Below are 20,782 nucleotides of genomic sequence, written 5' to 3' on the forward strand. Positions count from 1 at the left end.
AGGGCAAGAACAAAAAATGGCCCGGAAACGACAGTTTCCGGGCCATTTCGCTTGTGGGCTCAGCCGTGGATGATCTCGCGATGTTTCTGCAGCCGGTGGCCATAGGCCTGGCTGACGCGATCGAAGATGATCGCGATGCCGACGATCGCAAGACCGTTGAAGATGCCGAGCGTGAAATACTGATTGGCGATCGCCTTCAGCACCGGCTGTCCCAATCCCTGAACCCCGATCATCGAGGCAATAACCACCATGGCCAGCGCCATCATGATCGTCTGGTTGATGCCGGCCATGATCGTCGGCAATGCCAAAGGCATTTGCACGTTCTTGAGCTTCTGCCAGCCCGACGAGCCGAACGCGTCGGCCGCCTCCAGCACATCCTTGTCGACCAGGCGGATGCCGAGATTGGTGAGGCGGATCATCGGCGGGATCGCATAGATCACCACTGCTATCAGCCCCGGCACCTTGCCGATGCCGAGCAGCATCACCACCGGGATCAGATAGACGAAGCTCGGCATGGTCTGCATCACGTCGAGAATCGGATTGACGACATTCTGGAACCGGTCCGAACGCGACATGACGATGCCGATCGGTATGCCGATGGCGATCGACAGCACGGTACAGACGAAGATCATCGAGATCGTCTTCATCGTGTCGTCCCACATGTCGAAATAGCCGATGAGGAGCAACGTGCCGACGCAGCCAGCGACGATCTTCCAGTTCCGGCTCGCAAACCAGGCGAGAACCGCAATCAGCAGGATGATGATCGGCCAGGGTGTGCGCGTCATGAAGCGCTCCGACTGGATCAGAAAGAACTGCAACGGTTCGAAAAACGCTTCGATGCCGTCGCCATAGGCGCGCGTGAAGGTACGGAAGCCTTCGTCAATCGCCTTCTTCAACGCCCGCAGGCGATCATCATCCATATGCGGAAACTGGGTCAGCCATTCCATTCCATTTCCCCTTCACTATTCCCCGGCGGCGACCTTGTTCTTGTTTTGCGTCCGCCAACCATCAACCAATGGGCGGCGCACGGAACAGTGCGCCGCTCAATTTCGTCAGTCGATGGCAATCAAAGCGCGGCCTTGACCTTTTCGGCAACGTCCGGCGAGACCCAGGTGGTCCAGATATCAGGGTTTTCCTGGAGGAAGTGTTTCGCACCTTCCTCGCCGCTTGCCTGGTTGTCGGTCATCCAGGCCATCAGCTTGTTGACGGTGTCGTTGGTCCAGGCGCGCTTGTTCAAGTAATCCATGGCCGGACCGGCGCGATCGGCAAACGTCTTGGTCACCAGCGTCTGCACCTTATCCTTCGGCCAGTCGTTCTTCTTCGGGTCCGCGCAATCGGCAACCGTGTTGCAGCGCTTCCATTCCGCAGCATCCGCCTCGACGCCATGGCCGAGCTTTACCATCTCGTACTTGCCGAGCAGTGCCGTCGGCGCCCAGTAGTAGCCGACCCAGCCCTGCTTGCGCTCGTAAGCCTTGGCAATCGAGCCATCGAGACCGGCCGCCGAGCCGGTATCGACCAGCGTGAAGCCGGCTGCCTCGCCGCCATAGGCCTTGTAGAGCTGAGTCGTGACAACAGTGCCGCCCCAGCCCTGCGGGCCGTTGAAGACGGCGCCCTTGCTCGCGTCCTCCGGATCCGGGAACAGTTCCTTGTGCTTCAGCACATCGTCGATCGTCTTGATGTCGGGGTTGGCATCTACGATGTATTTCGGCACCCACCAGCCCTGGACGGCGCCATCGGAAAGCGCGACGGCGGCACCGACCAGCTTGCCCTCTTCAAGGCCGCGGTTGACGACATCGGGCAGAAGATCCACCCAGCCTTCCGGCGCGATATCGGGCTGGCCCTTCTCGATCATCGAGGTGATCGTCGGCACGGTATCGCCGACGACGAGCTCGGCGTTGCAGCCATAGCCTTCCGTCAGAATGATCTTGTCGACACTCGCCAGAACCTCGGCGCTCTGCCAGTTCATGTTGGCGATCGTCACGTCGCCGCATTCGGCTGCCGAGGCCGTGCCGGCAAGGCCAAGAAGGCCGGCGGCCAGGCAAGTCGTTGCAAGAAGCTTGTTCATTTCTGTTCCCTCTGTTCTGGCGGTACGTCCCGTCGGACGACCGATCTCACCGCAGTGATCAGTCGCGTGTCAACAGGCTCGGGCCCTACTCAAGAACAACAGGGACCGAACGGCCTGCAGATCCGCCGGAGCGCTTCACGAACCGACGGCACCCTCAAAGCTATAGGGTCTTTCCGGCAAGGACTTTCCCATTTGCGTCAACGATTGCCTTTCCTAATGTTCAGGCACCTGCCGACGCGCGGGAGAGGCAGGCTCATTGCTGATCAGGGTGAGTCGTTGCGCCGGTGGTATCGCGCGGCACACGGATCCGGTCGCCTGCTTGAAATGAAAGAGGCGCCGAGCAAGGGCTCGGCGCCTCCAAATGTTCCCTATTGCGCAGATCACGCAAAGGCCAGTCACATGTTGGGATAGACCGGTCCCTCACCGGCCTTATCCACGGAGGTCCGTGCGGCCAGACCCCCGAACATTACATGTTCGGATAGACCGGGCCTTCGCCGCCCTGTGGCGGCACCCAGTTGATGTTCTGGTTCGGGTCCTTGATGTCGCAGGTCTTGCAGTGCACGCAGTTCTGGGCGTTGATGACGAAGACCGGCTTGCCGTCCTTCTCCACCCATTCATAGACCCCGGCGGGACAGTAGCGCGTCGACGGGCCGGCAAAGACGTCCAGTTCCGAGGTGCGCTGCAGCTCCGGGTCCTTCACCTGCAGGTGGATCGGCTGGTCTTCCTCGTGGTTGGTGTTCGACAGGAACACCGACGACAGCCGATCGAAGGTCAAAACCCCGTCGGGTTTCGGGTAGTCGATCTTCTTATGCTTGGCCGCCGGCTCCAGCGACTGTGCGTCGGTCTTGCCGTGTTTCAGCGTGCCGAAGAAGGAGAAGCCGAACAGCTGGTTGGTCCACATGTCGAGGCCGCCGAGCGCCACGCCGATCGCGGTGCCGAACTTCGACCACAGCGGCTTGACGTTCCTCACCCGCTTCAGGTCGCGGCCGATATCGGTCTGGCGCCATTCGTTCTCGATCTCGACCGGCTCGTCATTGGCGCGGCCCGAGGCGATCGCCTCGGCCAGCTTGTCGGCGGCGAGCATGCCCGACAGCACCGCATTGTGACTGCCCTTGATGCGCGGCACGTTGACGAACCCGGCCGAACAGCCGATCAGCGCGCCGCCAGGGAACGACAGTTTCGGCACCGACTGGTAACCGCCCTCGGTGATCGCGCGGGCGCCGTAGGACAGCCGCTTGCCGCCCTCGAAGGTGCCGCGAATGGCCGGATGGGTCTTGAAGCGCTGGAACTCCTCGAACGGGAAGAGATAGGGGTTCTTGTAGTTGAGGTGCACGACGAAGCCGACGGCGACCAGGTTGTCTTCGAGATGGTAGAGGAACGAACCGCCGCCGGTCTTCATGCCGAGCGGCCAGCCGAACGAGTGCTGCACCAGGCCCGGCCTGTGGTTCTCCGGCTTGACCTGCCACAGCTCCTTCAGGCCGATGCCGAATTTTTGGACGTCGCGGTCCTTCGAGAGATCGAATTTTGCAATCAGTTGTTTGGCCAGCGAGCCGCGCACGCCCTCGCCGATCAGCGTGTACTTGCCCAAGAGCGCCATGCCGCGGGCGAAATTCGGGCCCGGCTCGCCGTTGCGCTCGATGCCCATGTCGCCGGTGGCGACACCGATGACGGCACCGGCGTCGTTGTAGAGCACTTCGGTGGCGGCAAAACCCGGATAGATCTCGACGCCGAGCGCTTCGGCATGGCTTGCCAGCCAGCGACAGACAAGCCCAAGCGAGACGATGTAGTTGCCGTGATTGTTCATCAGCGGCGGCATGGCGAAGTTCGGCAGGCGGATCGAGCCGGCCGGGCCGAGGAACAGGAACTGGTCGTCGGTGACCTCGGTCTTGAACGGATGATCGACCTCGTCGCGCCAGCCCGGCAGCAGCCGGTCGATGCCGATGGGATCGACGACGGCGCCCGACAGGATATGCGCGCCGACTTCGGCACCCTTTTCCAGCACCACGACGGAGAGCTCGGCATTGATCTGCTTCAGCCGGATCGCCGCCGCCAGACCCGCAGGTCCCGCGCCGACGATCACCACGTCGAACTCCATGCTCTCGCGCTCGGGCAGCTCTTGTCGCTCGCTCATACCGTCTCTCCAGTCTCGCCGGTCTTCTGCCAGCTCAGTTCCCAGGCCATATCATGTCGTCATGGCAAATGCCGTTTGGCTTGTCGAGCCGGGATGCGACAGACGATGCCCGCTTTTGCGCATGAGGTCATGAGTTTAGCACAAATGTCTATATGACGTGAACGTAAACGTAAATACGTGATTTCTCCAATGTCATGTGGGCCGTCCGCCTTCCAGCCTTGCTTTTGCCGAATAGCCATGTCAGGAGGCCGGGCATTCGACTTTCCGGCGGAAGACGCCGGCAATCCCATCCGCAACCGGCATTTCGGCAAGGCGCCCCACGGCGCCGGAACGGCATGTCTTTCGCTTCATTCCGGGCATCGCCGACCTCCCCGGCGCCAGCCCGGAAAGCGGCGCGCGGAACAGAGCCGTGACGCCTTGCGAAGCCCGGAAGGGCGCGTGGCGCAGCGACACCAAAACACAGACGTCAGGAGACATCACATGGCCAGAGCACTGGGCTTCGACTTCGGCACCACCAACTCGGTCCTCGCGGTTTCGGCAGGCGACACCACCCACTCGATGAACTTCGACAGCCTGGCCGGCACCACCGATGCGATGCGCACGGCACTCTCCTTCATGAAGGATCCGAACCTCGGCGCGTCCGCCCTGAAGGTGGAAGCCGGACAGGCGGCAATCCGCTCGTTCATCGACAACCCCGGCGACTGTCGCTTCCTGCAGTCGATCAAGACCTTCGCCGCAAGCCCGCTGTTCCAGGGCACCCAGATCTATGCCAAGCGCCATAGTTTCGAAGACCTGATGCGGGTGTTCCTGACGAAGCTGCGGGAATATGCCGGTGACGATTGGGCGAGCCAGTATAGCCGCATCGTCGTCGGGAGACCCGTTCGCTTCGCCGGTTCCAGCCCCGACCCGGCATTGGCGCTCGATCGCTACAGTGCAGCCCTTTCGGAATTCGGCTTTCCCGAGATCCACTATGTCTACGAGCCGGTGGCGGCCGCATTCTACTTTGCCCAAAACCTCAAGCGCGACGCCACGGTGCTGGTTGCCGATTTCGGCGGCGGCACCACCGACTATTCGCTGATCCGTTTCGAAACCAAGGCGGGACGCCTGACGGCGACGCCGATCGGGCATTCAGGCGTGGGCATTGCCGGTGACCATTTCGACTTCCGCATCATCGACAACGTTATCTCGCCGCTCATCGGAAAGGGGAGTCTGTTCAAGAGCTTCGACAAGCTGCTTGAAGTGCCGTCGAATTACTACGCGAATTTTGGCCGCTGGAATCAGCTTTCCATCTTCAAGACATTGAAAGACTTCACGGACCTGAAGAAATTGGTGCGCCAGAGCCTGGAGCCGGAAAAGCTCGAGGCCTTCGTCGACCTGATCGAGCACGACGAGGGTTATCCGCTCTATCAGGCGATCTCCGCGACGAAGATGCGGCTGTCGCAGGAGGAGGAGACCGAGTTTTACTTCTCCCCGCTCGGCGAGATGTCGCGCCGCACCGTGCGCCGCGCCGACTTCGAAAGCTGGATTGCACCGGAACTTGCGCGCATCGAAGAGGCGCTCGACGAGGTGCTGCACACGACGGAAACGCCGCCGACAAGCATCGACAAGGTCTTCCTCACCGGCGGCACTTCCTTCGTGCCCGCTGTGCGCAATCTGTTCGAGCGTCGCTTCGAAAAGGACCGGATCGAAAGCGGCGGCGAACTGCTGTCGATCGCGCATGGTCTGGCGCTGATCGGCGAACATGAGGATATCGGCCACTGGACGGCGAATGCCGCATGAAGCCATTGGACCGCATTTTCTGACGTGCTAGGTTGGCGCCCATGATTTCTGCCGACAACCTCTCCCCCGGCCAACTCGCCGCCCTGCTCGCATTCCATGCGGATGCGGGTGTCGAGTGGCTGATGGAGGAGGAGCCGGTCGATCGCTTCGCCGAGTTCGAGGCGATGAAGGCGGCACGTTCCGACTTGCGGCAACAGGCCGATTCGCGCCAACAGGCGAGCGCAAGCCAGCCGGCAGGCCGCTCGGAGGCCTCGCCCGCAACGCGGCAGCCGGCCAGCCCGGCCGCTGGCCAAGCCCGCGCGCCAGCACCCGTTGCAAACGCGCCGGCGGTGGCCATCCCCGACGCCCAAGCCGTCAAGGAGGCGCAGTTTGCCGCCGATTCGGCGCGATCGCTCGCCGAGTTACGATTGGCAATGGAAGGCTTCGTCGGCTGCAACCTCAGAAACAGCGCCCGCAATCTCGTCTTTGCCGAAGGCGATCCGTCCAACGGCATCATGATCGTCGGCCCCATGCCCTATGCCGATGACGATCGTGACGGCCAGCCCTTCTCGGGCAGGCTGGGCGACATGCTCAACCGCATGCTCGCCGGCATCGGCCTGTCGCGCGAGGGTGTCCTGCTCAGCAACGTCGTACCATGGCGTCCGCCGGGCAACCGCGTGCCGACCGCCCGAGAAGCCGATATCTGCCGCCCCTTCATCGAGCGCCAGGTTGCCCTGGCCGAGCCCAAGCACCTGTTGCTGCTCGGCAATTTTACGGCCCGCTTCTTCTTCGGCGGCAGCGACACCATCCACCAGCTGCGCGGCGAATGGCGTGATCTTCAAATCGGCGGACACACGGTTCAGACCCTTGCAACCCTGCACCCGCAAGACCTGGTGACGGCGCCGATCAGCAAGCGCTTCGCCTGGCAGGATATGCTTGCCTTCAAGGCCCGCATCAGCGGCTGAAAGCCGGCTGCCCGGTTCATGAACAAAGTGTGAAAAAAGCCATGCGGTTTGCGCATATCTGCGCAGCGTTCTAATGCATTGCAAAATCTATGTTGCAGCGCAATATATCGACACGGGAGGAATGGAATAAGGAACAAGAACCATGACTGCCCGCTTTCGCCCGATCCACAGCAGCTTTGAGACGCTCCGTCACACCGACGCTGCCCGGCGGACGCCGTTCAACCGCTTCGGCACGGCAGCCAACGAGCAGATGACTGCAATCGGCCTTGCCCGGACCACCCGTCCGTCGCAGCTCTTCGCCGACTTCATCCAGCGCTGATCCCCACGCGGTGCGCCGAAGGGCGCGTCGCGCGAATGAGACGACATAAGACAAGGAACAAGATCATGACCAAGCCCATCGCAAGCCTCAAGGTCCTGTTCGATTCGATCGCCGATATCGGCACTGCCGTCCGGGCCTCGCGCGAATACACCGCGCTCAGCACCACCAAGGACGCCCGCCGCGCCCATCGCTCGGCGATCAGCCCGCTGCTGCCGAACTGATCGCCCCTCGCGACAGACCGTTACCGTCTTTTTGTTATCGGCTGTCGCAATCGACAGCGCTTTTGAAACTGGATAGAGCCACAGTCGTTTTCGACTTCGAAGCGACAGGTCTATCCGGCATCTTCGCCTGACTGCCCTCGCTCCGCATCGCGCCTTCGTTGCCAGCCACCCGGCTGGTCGACACGGCACGCATTTGTTTTCAGGAGCGCCGATGCTGGCCAGTCTCGCTTCCGTCCTCAGCCTGATGCTGTCCACTCTTTTGATGATGGTGGCCTTCGGCCTTCAGAGCTACGTGATCCCGGTTCGGTCCGTCGCCGAGAACTGGTCGACGATGACGGTGTCGGTCATCGCCACCGGCTACACGGTCGGCTTCACGCTTTCCTGCATCGTGACGCCGAAATTCGTGCTGCGGGTCGGCCACGTCCGCGTCTTCACGGCACTCATCACCCTGCTTTCGATCGCCATCCTGCTTTGCGGGCTTATCGTCGACTGGCGCGCCTGGATCGCTTTTCGCGCCATATCCGGCTTCGCGATCTCCGGCAGCTATCTCGTCATCGAAAGCTGGCTGAACGAACGGGTGACCAACGACAACCGCGGCATGCTGTTTTCGCTTTATCTGATCACCACGATGGTCGGCACCATCGGCGGGCAATACATGGTGCCGCTTGGAGACCCGACCAACACATCGCTCTTCATCCTCTGCGGCGTCCTGTTCTCGCTGGCGCTGCTGCCGACGGCACTCTCTTCGTCGCCGATGCCGGCGCCGCCGGCGCAGGCGCGATTCGACATTCCCGGGCTGTTTCGCCGCTCTCCCGTTGCCGTGGTCGGCGGCTTTCTCGCCGGCGCGCTGTCGGGCGCCTGGTTGAACCTTGGCGGCGTGTTCACGCAGAAGATCGGCCTTTCGACCGGCGAAGGCGCAACATTGCTTGCCTCGCTCCTGACCGGCAGCGCCATCTCGCAGATCCCGATCGGTCGCGCCTCCGATCGCACCGATCGGCGCATCATCATGGCCGGCTGCGGTATTGTCGGCGTGATCTCCTGCCTGGTCATGTCCGCGTCGATCGGCAGCAGCCCGACGGTGCTCTACGCGATCGCCGCCTGTGTCGGCTCGGTCCTGTTTCCGATCTATGCGCTGAACGTCGCCCACGCCAACGACCTCGCCAAACCCGACGAATATGTCGAAATCTCCTCGGGCCTGATGATCACTTACGGCCTTGGCACGATCTCCGGCCCGCTGATGGTCGGTCCTGTCATGGATCGGTTCGGGCCGGCGGCGCTGTTCCTCGTGCTTGCCGTCTATTTCGCGCTCTACGGCGGTTATGCGGCCTGGCGCATCCTGAGACGCGATCAACACCAGGGCCTGGTCGCCAAGACCGACTTCCAGGCGACGACGGTGCTGCCCACACCAGGGCCCGACGTCACCAGCCCGATGGCACTGCAGGCGGCCCAAGATGGATTGATCGAGGACGACACGGTGCCTGCCTGGGAAAGGCAACCGGACTAGAACCGGACGTCAGCCCTGCGGCGTGACGTGCTTGCGCGCGCCTTTACGTTCCAGGCCAAGCCGATGTTCGCGAAAGATGATGAAGATGCCGGCACCGACGACAATGGCGGTCCCGATCAGCATCGTAGCCGTCGGGACGTCATCAAACAGAAAATAGCCGATGATCAGGCCGAGCACGATCGACGTGTATTCGAACGGCGCAATCGTCGACATGTCCGCGTGGCGGTAACTTTCGGTCAAGAGGATCTGCGCCACACCGCCGCAGAAGCCGGCCACCATCAGCAGCAGGAAGGCTTCGCGCGAAATGCTCGGCCAGCCGAACGGCAAGGTGGCAAGCGAAAAGACCGAGGCCGAGAGGGAGAAATAGAGCACAATCGTGTGCGTGCGCTCGGCCTTGACCAGCTTGCGCACCAGCACCATGGCGATCGCGCCGAGGGCCGCCGACAACAAAACCGCCGCCGCCCCGAGTGCCTCGGACGAGCCGAGACCGCCTTCGCGGAACAGTGTCAGCCGCGGCCAGGTGATGATCATGACGCCGACCAGACCGATGACCACGGCCGACCAGCGGTAGAGCCGGACGGTCTCGCCGAGAAAGATTGCTGCAAAGGCAACGGCGATCAGCGGCATCGCATAACCGATGGCGATGGCTTCGGGGAGCGGCAAATGCACGAGACCGTAGAAGCCGAAGCTCATCGCCAGGATGCCGACGAAGCCGCGTGCGATGTGGCCACCGAGATCCTTCGTCTTGAAAGCATCGCGCATTTGCCCGCGAAGGGCGAGGTAGCCGAGGATTGGCACCATGGCGAAGGCGGACCGGTAGAAGGTGATCTGGCCGGTGGCGATCTCACTTCCCGCCGCTTTGATCAAGGTCGACATGCACACGAAAATGACCACCGAAAGGACCTTGAGCAGGATCCCCTTCATCGGGTTTTCGACTTCGGCATCCATGGAAAGCACTTTTCGGACCTGAGCGGATAAGAACCGCAGCGGCGACAGCTTGGGAGATTTGGGCGAGAGGCTCGCCGGAGAACCATGTCACTCTAGCTGCGCCGCCTGCGAAAGTCGGATCAAACTTCTTGATGGCTTGTGTTTTTTCTTGATGAGTTCATCGAAGCAAAGGCAATCGCCATAATTCTTTAGCGAGGTCGAAAAAAACCTTTCCGATTTATTTCTTGTTAGTGCCACTTCGATACACGTCAAAACGATAAGGGAGCGGGAAGAATACCGGACGCCATGTCTTTTCTGCCGGAAGCGCGGTCGCCGGCATCACAATCGTGTGGCATATCCGGCTTTTCGCCCTTTGGCCTTTTCACCATCACAAGCGCCCTCTACAAATCCACCAGTAGCAAGGCGCGAGCGGGACTGACCATGCGGACAAATACTGGCCAGATCATTCATCTGGAAGACTACCGGCCGACCGACTTCGTTCTTGAAAGAGTGGATCTGACCTTCGAGCTTGACCCGAAGGAAACCAAGGTCGAAGCGCGGCTGATCCTGCATCGGCGGGAAGGCGTGGACGCATCGGCGCCTCTGGTGCTTGACGGCGACGAGCTCGTCATGACCGGCCTGCTCCTCGACCAGGAAGAGCTTGCAGCCTCACTCTACGACGCTGCCGACGACACGCTGACGATCCGCGGTCTGCCCGAGGCCGCACCGTTCGAAGTCACCATCACCACGATGCTCTCGCCAGAGACGAACACCAAGCTGATGGGTCTCTATCGCACCAACAATGTCTATTGCACGCAGTGCGAGGCGGAAGGCTTCCGCCGCATCACCTACTTCCCGGACCGTCCCGACGTTCTTGCCGTCTATACGGTCAACATCATCGCCGACAAGACATCCGCGCCGCTGCTGCTTTCCAACGGCAACTATCTCGGCGGCGCCGACATGGGCGATGGCCGGCATTTCGCCGCCTGGTTCGATCCGCACCCGAAGCCGAGTTATCTCTTCGCGCTGGTTGCCGGCGATCTCGGCGTGGTCGAAGACACGTTCACCACCATGTCCGGCCGCGAGGTCGCGCTGAAGATCTATATCGAACACGGCAAGGAGCCGCGCGCGTCCTACGCCATGGATGCGCTGAAGCGCTCGATGAAGTGGGACGAGGAGGCGTTCGGCCGCGAATACGATCTGGATATCTTCATGATCGTCGCCGTCTCCGACTTCAACATGGGCGCCATGGAGAACAAGGGGCTCAACGTCTTCAATGACAAATACGTGCTGGCTGATCCGGAAACGGCAACCGACGCCGACTATGCCAATATCGAAGCGATCATCGCGCACGAATACTTCCACAACTGGACCGGCAACCGCATCACCTGCCGCGACTGGTTCCAGCTCTGCCTCAAGGAAGGCTTGACGGTCTATCGCGACCACGAGTTTTCCGCCGACATGCGTTCGCGTGCCGTCAAGCGCATCGCCGAAGTGCGGCACCTGAAATCAGAACAGTTTCCGGAGGATACCGGCCCCCTCGCCCACCCGGTCCGGCCGACGAAATATCGAGAAATCAACAACTTCTACACGACCACGGTCTATGAGAAGGGCTCCGAAGTCACCCGGATGATCGCAACCGTTCTCGGTCGCGACCTGTTCAAGAAGGGCATGGATCTCTACTTCGAGCGCCACGACGGCCAGGCTGTGACGATCGAGGATTTCATCGCCTGCTTCGCCGATGTCAGCGGCCGCAATCTCAGCCAGTTTTCGCTCTGGTATCACCAGGCGGGAACGCCGCTGGTGACAGCCTCCGGCGCCTATGACGCAGCCAAGCAGACCTTCACCTTGTCGCTGGAACAGACCGTGCCGCCAACGCCGGGACAAAGCGCCAAGGAGCCGATGCACATTCCGCTGCGCATGGGCCTGCTGCTGGAAAGCGGCCGCGAAGCAGACCTTTCGAGCGTCTCCGGCGCCGACATCACCGGCGATGTGCTGCATCTCACCGACCGCAAGCAGACGGTGGTTTTCTCCGGTATCACCTCGCGCCCGGTACCGTCGTTCAACCGCAGCTTTTCCGCCCCGATCAACCTGCATATCGAGCAGACCGACGACGATCTAGCGCTGATCGCGCGGCACGAAAGCGATCTCTTCGCCCGCTGGCAGGCGCTCAACGCCATTGCGCTTGCCAATCTGGTATCGGCGACAGCCAACGTTCGCGCGGGTAAACCCGTTACGTGCGAAAAGGCGCTCATCGACGGCCTTATCGCTGCGACGGCCGACGACAAGCTGGAGCCGGCGTTCCGGTCGCAGGCGCTGTCACTGCCGAGCGAAGCCGACATCGCCCGCGAGATCGGCGCCGACAACGATCCGGATGCCATCCATGCCGCCCGCCAGCAGATCCTCACGGCGATCGCGGTCGCCGGCCGCGAGACCTTTCTTCGACTGGCGGGCGAAATGACGTCGACGGGTTCGTTCAGCCCCGATGCGGAAAGTGCCGGACGTCGCGCGCTGCACAACGCAGCACTCACCTATCTCGTCCAGGGCGAGGACGATCCGAAGCGGGCGGCCGAAGTCTTCGCAGCCGCTGACAACATGACCGATCTCAGCCATGCGCTGGCATTGCTCGCGCACCGGTTCCCGGACGCTTCCGAGACCGCTCAGGCATTGGCGGCCTTCCGCAAGCGCTTCGCCGATAACGCGCTGGTCATCGACAAGTGGTTCGCGGTTCAGGCGACGATCCCGGGATCCGGCACGCTCGAGCGCGTCAAGGCGCTGATGACCGAGCCGCTTTTCAACGGCAACAATCCCAATCGCGTCCGGTCTCTGATTGGCAGCTATGCCTTCGCCAATCCGACAGGCTTCAACCGCGCCGATGGCGAGGGCTATCGTTTCCTGGCGAAGCAGATCCTCGACATCGATCCGCGCAATCCGCAACTGGCAGCACGCATCCTGACATCGATGCGCTCCTGGCGCTCGCTCGAAGACGCGCGCGCCCAACATGCCCGCAATGCCCTGAAGGAAATCGCAGGCGCGACCAAGCTTTCGGCCGACGTCAGCGACATCGTCGAGCGCATGCTCAAAGCCTGAAAAGGCTACTGCATGTTTCCTTAGATCCTATCCGATTTAAGGATAAAAACATGCAGCGATTGAAGTGCTGCAGCGACCTTTGCGCGTCCGATAAGACGCGCGGCGCTGTAGGGAATGTGGGCATTTTTCAAGGGCCGGGCCGCCTGCGCGACCCGGCCTATTATTTTCCAACGATAAGAAATGGTTAAGAAATCTTTACCATTGCCTCTGGACAAGGCGAATCGCCCTGTGATTCATTGAGTCAGATTCGGGCGAGCGGCGCGCCGAATCATCAGAGGGTTTCATATTGGGTAAGATGGCGGACGCGCGACCAGCGAGCGCAGCCGACGGGCGGTTGCGACTCAAGTTTCCAGGCTTTTCCGGCCTGGAACGCGAGTTCATCTCGCAGGCGAAGATTTTCGCCGAGCCGACGTCGCAGCGTCTTGCGAGCGCGGAGCCTATTCTCAAGCGCTCCATCCCCATCCTCATCATCGCATTCCTGATCATCGTCGCGGTATCGCGCATGTCCGGCATCATGGGTGAACACGCCCGGATGGAGGACAACTCGCGCCAGACCGTCGGGCTCGCAGCGGCAACGGCCGTCGCCGCGTTCCAGGCCGACGGCATGACGCTGTTCGACGAGGGCCGACGCTGGGACGCCGAACGGCGGCTGACCCAATACCTGCCCACCGGCATGCTCGACCCGGGCATGTTCCTTTTGACCGTGCGCAAGGATGGCCGGATCTTCGCCAGCACGCCGGACGGCGTGCCGCTGATCGGCCGTACGCTTGCCTCGGTCGCGCCGGATATCGCCACGCTGCAGTATTACGGCGAACATTCCAGTATCATGAAGACGGCCCTCAACGGCGTCGACCATATCGTCGCCCTGGCACAGTTGCCCGACGCGGCCGGCGTCATCCTGGCGGCAACGCCGGTGACCCAGCTCGAAACGGCGTGGCGCGATGAGGTCTCGCTGAACGTGACGCTGTTTGCCGGCATCTCGGCGATCCTGCTGGTGGTGCTTTACGCCTATTACATCCAGGCCAAGCGCGCCCGCGACGCCGACTCGGTGTTTGCGGAATCGAACCTGCGGGTCGAAACCGCGCTGTCGCGTGGCCGATGCGGCCTCTGGGATTTCGATCTTGCCAACCGGCGGCTGTTCTGGTCGCGGTCGATGTATGAAATGCTGGGCATGCCCGGCGAAAGCAGCGTGCTTTCCTTCGGTGATGCCGCGCGGCTGATGCATCCGGACGATCGCGGCATCTATGGCGTTGCGCGCACGATCGCTCGCGGCGATGCGCGTCAGATCGACCAGGTGTTCCGCATGCGTCATGCGGACGGCCACTATGTCTGGCTGCGCGCCCGCGCCGAGATCATCCAGACCGTTTCAGGCCGCGCCCATCTCATCGGCATCGCCATGGATGTCACCGAGCAGCATCGCCTGGCCCAACGCTATGCGGAGGCAGATCAGCGCCTGGCCGACGCCATCGAATGTACGTCCGAGGCCTTCGTCCTCTGGGACAAGCAGGACCGCTTGGTCATGTGCAACACGCACTACCAGGAAGCCTACAAGCTTCCGGACCATGTGCTGGTTCCGGGCACGGAACGCATCGCCGTTCACGCCGCGGCCGCGCGCCCTGTGGTGGAGCGCCGCATCGCGGATCCGGACCGCAGCAACCACTCGCAAACGACAGAGGTGCAGCTTGCCGACGAGCGTTGGCTGCAGATCAACGAACGACGCACGCGCGACGGCGGCCTCGTTTCGGTCGGCACCGACATCACGCTGCTGAAGCGCCACCAGGTGCGACTGCGCGAATCCGAGCGCCGGTTGATGGCGACGATCGGCGACCTCTCGGCCTCGCGCATGACCCTGGAGCGACAGAAGACCGAGCTGTCGATCGCCAATGCCAACTACCAGGCGGAAAAGGAACGTGCCGAGGCGGCGAACCGCGCCAAGTCGGAATTCCTGGCCAACATGTCCCATGAGCTGAGAACGCCGCTCAACGCCATTCTCGGCTTTTCGGAGATCCTGCAGAACCAGATGTTCGGGCCGCTCGGTTCGGAAAAATACGATGAATATTCGCGGGACATCCACGAGAGCGGCAAGCACCTGCTGAACGTCATCAACGACATTCTCGACATGTCGAAGATCGAAGCCGGGCATATGCGCATCAGCCGCGAGACGATCGATCTCGCGCCCCTGATCGAGGAGACGTTGCGCTTCACCACGATCCCGGCGCAGCAGAAGAACATCCATGTCGTGCAGCATATCGCCTCGGGCCTCACCGTGGTCGCGGATCGGCGCGCAATGAAGCAGGTGCTGCTCAACCTCTTGTCCAACGCGGTCAAGTTCACCAATGAAGGCGGGCGCATTTCGTTGCGCGCCCGCAAGGTCACGGGTGCCGTGACGCTGACGATCGCCGACTCCGGCATCGGCATTCCGCGCGACGCCCTGCAGAAAATCGGCCAGCCGTTCGAGCAGGTTCAGAGCCAGTATGCCAAGAGCAAGGGCGGCTCCGGCCTCGGGCTTGCGATCTCCCGGTCGCTGACGCGCCTTCACGGCGGAACGATGAAGATCCATTCCGCCGAGAATGTCGGCACCATCATTTCATTGCGCATGCCCGATCGCGACGGCGACGTGCGCCCCTATCCCGAAACCACCGACTGAAAGATGCGCCGAACGGCCTTCGACAACCGCTTGATATCGGCCTCCAGCGACTTCAAGTCGGGATAGTCCCCTGCCCGGCAGACGAGATCGACGAGACCGGCAGGCGCCTCCTTCGGGTCGAATTCTCCCTCGATGCACAGGCGCACGATCTGCGACAGCTCGGTAAAGAGGCTCAACGCCTCCATCGTCGTATCGAGATCATTGGGGTTCATCATCGCGCCGCCGAGAACCTTCAGGGCGTCGGCCGTGTGGGCGCCGGCATCAAGCGGCGGTACGCCCTTGGCGGGCGCGATCAGCGCCAGGTACTGCGCGATGAACTCGATATCGACGAGGCCGCCGGGGATGAGCTTGAAGTCCCAGATGTCGCTTGGCGGCTTCTCGCTGTCGATCATCTCTCGCATCGAGATCACGTCGGCGCCGATCTTGGCGACATCACGCTTCTGGTCCAGCACTTCGGCGAAGATGGCATCGGCTTGCGCCTTCAGGCTGTCGTCGCCGCAGATGCAGCGCGCCCGCGTCAGGGCCAGATGCTCCCAGGTCCAGGCCTCTTCGCGCTGGTACCTGGCAAAAGCGTTGATGCGGGTGGCGACCGGTCCCTTGTTGCCGGACGGCCTCAGCCGCATGTCGACCTCATAAAGCACACCTTCGGCCGTCGGCGCCGAGAGCGCGGCAATCAGACGCTGCGTCAGCCGGGTAAAATAGCGCACGGGATCGAGAGGCTTACCGCCGTCCGATTCCGCAGCCGTGTCGTCATAGTCGTAGAGCAGGATCAGGTCGACGTCGGAACCCGCCGTCAGCTCGTGGCTGCCGAGCTTGCCCATGCCGACGACGACAATGCGTCCACCCGGGAAATCGCCATGGACCGAACGCACTTCCGCCAGCACCGCGTCCACCGCGGCAGCGATGATCAGGTCGGCGAGATCGGTAAAGGCACGGCCCGCCTGCAAACCCGAGATTGAGCCGGTCAACAGGCGAATGCCGATCAGAAACCGCTGCTCGGCGGCGATGATGCGCAGCCGGTCGAGGACCTCTTCGTAGTGGCGGGCGCCAGCGACGAAGTTGGCGATGCGCGGCGCCAGATAGTCTCTGGTCGGCAGTTCCGCCAGGAGGCCCGGATCGAGCATGCCGTCGAACACATGCGGCCGCGCCGCGATGATTTCGGCAAGCCGTGGCGCCGAGGACATGATGTTGACGATCAGGGACAAAAGCCGCGGATTATTGCCGAGCAGCGAGAACAGCTGGATGCCGGCGGGCAGGCCCGAGATGAAATGATCGAAGCGCAGGAGTGCCTCGTCGGCGCGCCGGCTTTCGCCGAAGACACGCAAAAGCTCCGGCGTCAGTTCCGTCAGCCTCTCGCGTGCCTCGACCGACTGCGTCGCTCGGTAGCGGCCGTAATGCCAGGTCCGGATCGTATGCGAGATGTCGGACGGCCGCTGGAACCCGAGCTCTCTCAAGGTCTCAAGCGTATCCGGATCGTCGCGCTGGCCGGTGAAGACGAGATTGCCCGTCTCGCTCGAAAGCTTCGCTTCCTGCTCAAAGAGCTGGGCGTAACGCCGCTCGACCGTGCGCAGGACCTTCGACAGCGCCTTGGAAAAAGTGGACGTATCCTCGAAGCCGAGCATGAAGGCGATGCGCTTCAGCTCCGCCTCGGTCTCCGGCAGCACATGGGTCTGTTCGTCGCGCACCATCTGAATGCGGTGCTCGACATCGCGCAGGAACCAGTAGGCTTCGACCAGTTCGTCTGCCGTCGTCTCGTCGATCCAGCCGGCCTTCACCAACGCGCGCAGCATCGGCTCCGTCGCCTTCAGCCGCAGTTCGGGCATGCGCCCGCCGGCGATCAGTTGCTGCGTCTGAACGAAGAACTCGATCTCGCGGATGCCGCCGCGGCCGAGCTTGATATTGTGACCTTTGACCGCAATCTCGCCATGGCCCTTGTGGGCGTGGATCTGCCGCTTGATCGAATGAATGTCGGCGATTGCCGCATAGTCGAGGTATTTGCGAAAGACGAACGGCGTTAGTTCCTTCAAAAACGCATCGCCTGCGGCGATATCGCCGGCAACGGGGCGTGCCTTGATGAAGGCTGCGCGCTCCCAGTTCTGCCCCCTGCCCTCGTAATAAAGCATGGCCGCCTCGACCGGGATTGCGAGCGGTGTCGAGCCCGGATCCGGGCGAAGCCGAAGGTCGGTGCGGAAGACGTAACCGTCGCCGGTGCGCTCCTGGAGAATACGAATGAGGCGGCGCAGCAACCGGCCGAAGGTCTCGGATGCGTCATCGCGATCGACGATGATGCCGGACTGCGGGTCATAAAACACCACGAGATCAATGTCGGAGGAATAGTTGAGCTCGAAGGCGCCGAGCTTGCCCATGCCGAGCACCACGACGCCCGAACCAATGCTGGGTGCGGTCACGTCCTTGAGCAACAGCTTACCGCCCTGGTGGCCGCTCAGCAGAAGGTGGTCGATCGTTGCCGAAACAGCAGCACCGGCGAATTCGCTCAGCCAGCGCGTCGTCTCGCGACCGTCGAAATGCCGGGAGAGGTCCGCAAGTGCTACGGCAAAGGCAAGCTCGCGCTTGGCCTTTCGAAGCCGTGTCATGATCTCGGTATCGGCCAGCGCGACGCCGAGCTCCGCCGGTGTCCAGGCATCCCGCGCCAGCCGGACCCGTTCGGTGAGAAATTCCAGCAGCGGTTCTGACAGGATCTGTTCGAGTATGCCGGGCTGACTGCCACCGGTGTCACGCAGGAACGGCGACAAGGCGAAGGCGGCAACGATGAAGGCCTTGAACGGTGTTTCGGACGCCAGCAGGCGGCTGATCTGGTCATGGCCCTTGGCCATGTCCTTCAGCACCGACAGCGCGGATTTGGCATCGGCCTGGCTTGCCGGTTTGATCGGCGCCGTTTCCATGCCCCACCAGTGCCCTGCCATCGTGTCCTGCATGCCGTTCCCCCTTGTTCTCCGCAAACCGGTCTATCAGGTCGCGGACGCCGGGAAAACCATGCGTACCGTCAATCCCTTGCCGCTACCGGCGTCCTCGGGCTTCGTTGCAACCAGCTCCAATGCACCATGGTGCATTTCCATGACCGCTTCCACGAGCGATAGGCCAAGACCCGTGCCGGGCTTGGAGCGGCTCTCATCCAGCCGAACGAAACGTTTGACAACGTCGTCGCGCTTTTCCTCGGGAATGCCCGGGCCACGGTCGGCAACCGAGAGGACAACCTTGCCGTCGCGCCTGCCGAGCCCAACCTTGATCAGTGGCTCGTCTGAGCCTTCAGCGTATTTGATCGCGTTGTCGAGCAGATTGCCGAGCGCCTGGCCGACAAGCTCGCGATTGCCCGAAATCGCCACGGCGGGAGCCACATCCGCTGTCAGCCGCAGGCCGACGTCTTCCGCGACCGGCTCATAGAGTTCGACGCAATCGGACACGATCTGGGAAAGGTCGACCTCGCTCATCTCGGCGGCAGCCGAGCCCGCTTCGACGCGCGAAATCATGAGGAGCGCATTGAAGGTGCGGATCAGCTGATCCGACTCGCCGATGATTTCTTCAAGCGCACCGCGCTGGCTTGTGCCCTTGCGCGCAAGTGCGGCTTCCGCCTTGTTTCGCAGCCGCGTCAACGGCGTCTTCAGGTCATGGGCGATGTTGTCGGAGACCTGACGCAGGCCTTCGTTCAGCTTCTCGATGCGTCCGAGCATCGCATTGAGGGATTCGGAAAGCCGATCAAACTCGTCGCCGGAACCACTCGTCGGCAGACGCTGCGACAGATCGCCCGCCATGATCTTGGTGCTCGCCTCCGACATGCGGTCAATGCGCTTCAGCGCATTGCGGCCGATTGCAAACCAGATGATCAGCGCACCGAGGCCCATGATGCCAAGCGCTACCATCAGCGCCTGGCGCACCAGGGCGCGAAACTTCTGCGGCTCCTGCAGATCGCGGCCGACAAGAATGCGCAGGCCGTTGTCGAGCATCAGCACATGGGCAAGTGCGACATGGCTGTCCTTGCGGGTCTCATCGGTATAGCGCTGGTAGGCGAAGGGCCGCTCCGTCCAGCCCTCGCGATCGAGCAGTCCGGGTTCCAGGCTCGCCACATTGCCGGCAAGGATTTCGCCACTCGGCCCGGCGATTACATAGAGATTGGCGCCCGGTTGCCGTGCACGTCGTTCAAGCGAACGCAGCAGGCCATTGATCCCGGCACGGGTATAGACCTGCTCGATCTGGGTCACCTCTGCGGTCACCGCGTCGCGCGTCTGCTGCTGGAGCAGGCGTTCAGACATGCCGGTGACGTAGAAGACGAGAAAGGCGGCGCAGAGCGAGAAGAGGATCAGATAGAGCGCGGACAACCGAACGGCGGTTGTCCTGAACAGGACGCCGAGTTTGCTCATGCGTTGGCGGTCCGGTCGTCCTTGATCATATAGCCGGCGCCACGCACTGTGCGAAGCAGCGGCAGATCGAAGTCCTTCTCGATCTTCGAGCGCAACCGCGAGACATGCACGTCGATGACATTGGTCTGCGGGTCGAAGTGATAGTCCCAGACGTTTTCGAGCAGCATCGTGCGGGTCACGACCTGACCGGCATTTTTCATGAGATATTCGAGCAGCCGGAACTCGCGCGGCTGCAGCGGGATTTCCTTGCCCTGGCGGCGAACCGAATGCGACAGGCGGTCGAGCTCGAGGTCGCCGACCCGATAGACCATGTCCTGTTCCGGCGTACCCTTGCGGCGGCCGAGCACTTCGACACGGGCGAGAAGCTCGTTGAAGGCATAGGGTTTCGGCAGATAGTCGTCGCCGCCGGCGCGCAAGCCCGTCACCCGGTCGTCGACCTGGCCGAGCGCCGACAGAATGAGCACCGGTGTGTGGATATCCTTGCGGCGCAATTCCGAGATTACCGACAGGCCATCGCGACGCGGCAACATGCGGTCGACCACGAGAACGTCGTAGCTGTTTTCACTGGCCATGAAGAGGCCGCTTTCGCCGTCGCTGGCATGGTCGCAGACGATGCCGGCCTCGCGGAACGCCTTTGCGAGATAGGCCGCTGCCTCGATATCGTCTTCAATAATAAGAATCTTCATACGCGTGACCATAATCCCGGACCCCTGTCTGTCTCAACCGGTTTCGGTCTCTCCGGCAACCGGCATGGCGATCATTTCGCCCCAAACGGTGAG

14 protein-coding genes are annotated in these 20,782 nt (G+C 62.2%); 7 read left to right on the plus strand and 7 right to left on the minus strand.

Going from position 1 to position 20,782, the window contains the following annotated elements; genetic code table 11:
• Nucleotides 1-59: 59 nt before the first annotated feature.
• From BC360_RS11690 to BC360_RS11700, 3 genes are all read right to left on the minus strand, one after another.
• A complete protein-coding gene (locus BC360_RS11690) occupies nucleotides 60-947 on the minus strand; it encodes an ABC transporter permease (protein WP_065795296.1) in 888 nt (295 codons plus the stop codon).
• A gap of 119 nt (nucleotides 948-1,066) precedes the next feature.
• Nucleotides 1,067-2,065 (minus strand): ABC transporter substrate-binding protein, encoded by a 999-nt coding sequence (locus BC360_RS11695; protein ID WP_065795297.1) that lies wholly within the window; start codon nucleotides 2,063-2,065, stop codon nucleotides 1,067-1,069.
• A gap of 466 nt (nucleotides 2,066-2,531) precedes the next feature.
• On the minus strand, nucleotides 2,532-4,196 hold the full coding sequence (locus tag BC360_RS11700; RefSeq protein ID WP_065795298.1) for an electron transfer flavoprotein-ubiquinone oxidoreductase: 1,665 nt from the start codon (nucleotides 4,194-4,196) through the stop codon (nucleotides 2,532-2,534).
• Nucleotides 4,197-4,676: 480 nt separating this feature from the next.
• Here BC360_RS11700 and BC360_RS11705 point away from each other — a divergent pair, with 480 nt between their 5' ends.
• The 5 genes from BC360_RS11705 to BC360_RS11715 all read left to right on the plus strand — a co-directional run bounded on the left by BC360_RS11705 (nucleotide 4,677) and on the right by BC360_RS11715 (nucleotide 8,963).
• Complete coding sequence (locus BC360_RS11705) at nucleotides 4,677-5,975, plus strand: Hsp70 family protein (RefSeq protein WP_065795300.1); 1,299 nt, start codon at nucleotides 4,677-4,679, stop codon at nucleotides 5,973-5,975.
• A gap of 41 nt (nucleotides 5,976-6,016) precedes the next feature.
• On the plus strand, nucleotides 6,017-6,919 hold the full coding sequence (locus BC360_RS11710) for a uracil-DNA glycosylase (RefSeq protein ID WP_065782156.1): 903 nt from the start codon (nucleotides 6,017-6,019) through the stop codon (nucleotides 6,917-6,919).
• A 142-nt stretch (nucleotides 6,920-7,061) separates the two neighbouring features.
• Complete coding sequence (locus BC360_RS31500; RefSeq protein ID WP_139110001.1) at nucleotides 7,062-7,238, plus strand: hypothetical protein; 177 nt, start codon at nucleotides 7,062-7,064, stop codon at nucleotides 7,236-7,238.
• A 65-nt stretch (nucleotides 7,239-7,303) separates the two neighbouring features.
• Nucleotides 7,304-7,459 (plus strand): hypothetical protein, encoded by a 156-nt coding sequence (locus BC360_RS32365; protein WP_167590825.1) that lies wholly within the window; start codon nucleotides 7,304-7,306, stop codon nucleotides 7,457-7,459.
• Between the two features lie 211 nt (nucleotides 7,460-7,670).
• Nucleotides 7,671-8,963 (plus strand): MFS transporter, encoded by a 1,293-nt coding sequence (locus BC360_RS11715; protein ID WP_065795302.1) that lies wholly within the window; start codon nucleotides 7,671-7,673, stop codon nucleotides 8,961-8,963.
• A 9-nt stretch (nucleotides 8,964-8,972) separates the two neighbouring features.
• Here BC360_RS11715 and BC360_RS11720 read toward each other — a convergent pair whose 3' ends face one another.
• Complete coding sequence (locus BC360_RS11720; protein WP_065795303.1) at nucleotides 8,973-9,911, minus strand: DMT family transporter; 939 nt, start codon at nucleotides 9,909-9,911, stop codon at nucleotides 8,973-8,975.
• A gap of 420 nt (nucleotides 9,912-10,331) precedes the next feature.
• Here BC360_RS11720 and pepN point away from each other — a divergent pair, with 420 nt between their 5' ends.
• Both pepN and BC360_RS11730 read left to right on the plus strand, forming a co-directional pair.
• On the plus strand, nucleotides 10,332-12,980 hold the full coding sequence (gene pepN / locus BC360_RS11725; RefSeq protein WP_065795576.1) for an aminopeptidase N: 2,649 nt from the start codon (nucleotides 10,332-10,334) through the stop codon (nucleotides 12,978-12,980).
• 286 nt (nucleotides 12,981-13,266) lie between these two features.
• The gene (locus BC360_RS11730) at nucleotides 13,267-15,627 is read left to right on the plus strand and encodes an ATP-binding protein (protein ID WP_065795305.1); all 2,361 of its coding nucleotides are present in this window, start codon (nucleotides 13,267-13,269) and stop codon (nucleotides 15,625-15,627) included.
• Here the strand turns inward: BC360_RS11730 and BC360_RS11735 are convergent.
• Genes BC360_RS11735 through BC360_RS11745 form a run of 3 tightly spaced genes read right to left on the minus strand, consistent with a single transcriptional unit; the run spans nucleotide 15,606 to nucleotide 20,701 of the window.
• On the minus strand, nucleotides 15,606-18,563 hold the full coding sequence (locus BC360_RS11735) for a bifunctional [glutamine synthetase] adenylyltransferase/[glutamine synthetase]-adenylyl-L-tyrosine phosphorylase (protein WP_065795306.1): 2,958 nt from the start codon (nucleotides 18,561-18,563) through the stop codon (nucleotides 15,606-15,608). The two genes, BC360_RS11730 and BC360_RS11735, sit on opposite strands and share 22 nt — an antisense overlap.
• Nucleotides 18,564-18,596: 33 nt before the next feature.
• The gene (locus tag BC360_RS11740; protein WP_065782166.1) at nucleotides 18,597-20,003 is read right to left on the minus strand and encodes a sensor histidine kinase; all 1,407 of its coding nucleotides are present in this window, start codon (nucleotides 20,001-20,003) and stop codon (nucleotides 18,597-18,599) included.
• A complete protein-coding gene (locus BC360_RS11745) occupies nucleotides 20,000-20,701 on the minus strand; it encodes a response regulator transcription factor (protein ID WP_065782168.1) in 702 nt (233 codons plus the stop codon). Before BC360_RS11745 ends, BC360_RS11740 begins: the two co-directional genes overlap by 4 nt.
• Between the last annotated feature and the right edge of the window lie 81 nt (nucleotides 20,702-20,782).

This window comes from Ensifer sp. LC163 (assembly GCF_001695855.1).
In the GTDB taxonomy this organism is placed as follows: domain Bacteria; phylum Pseudomonadota; class Alphaproteobacteria; order Rhizobiales; family Rhizobiaceae; genus Ensifer.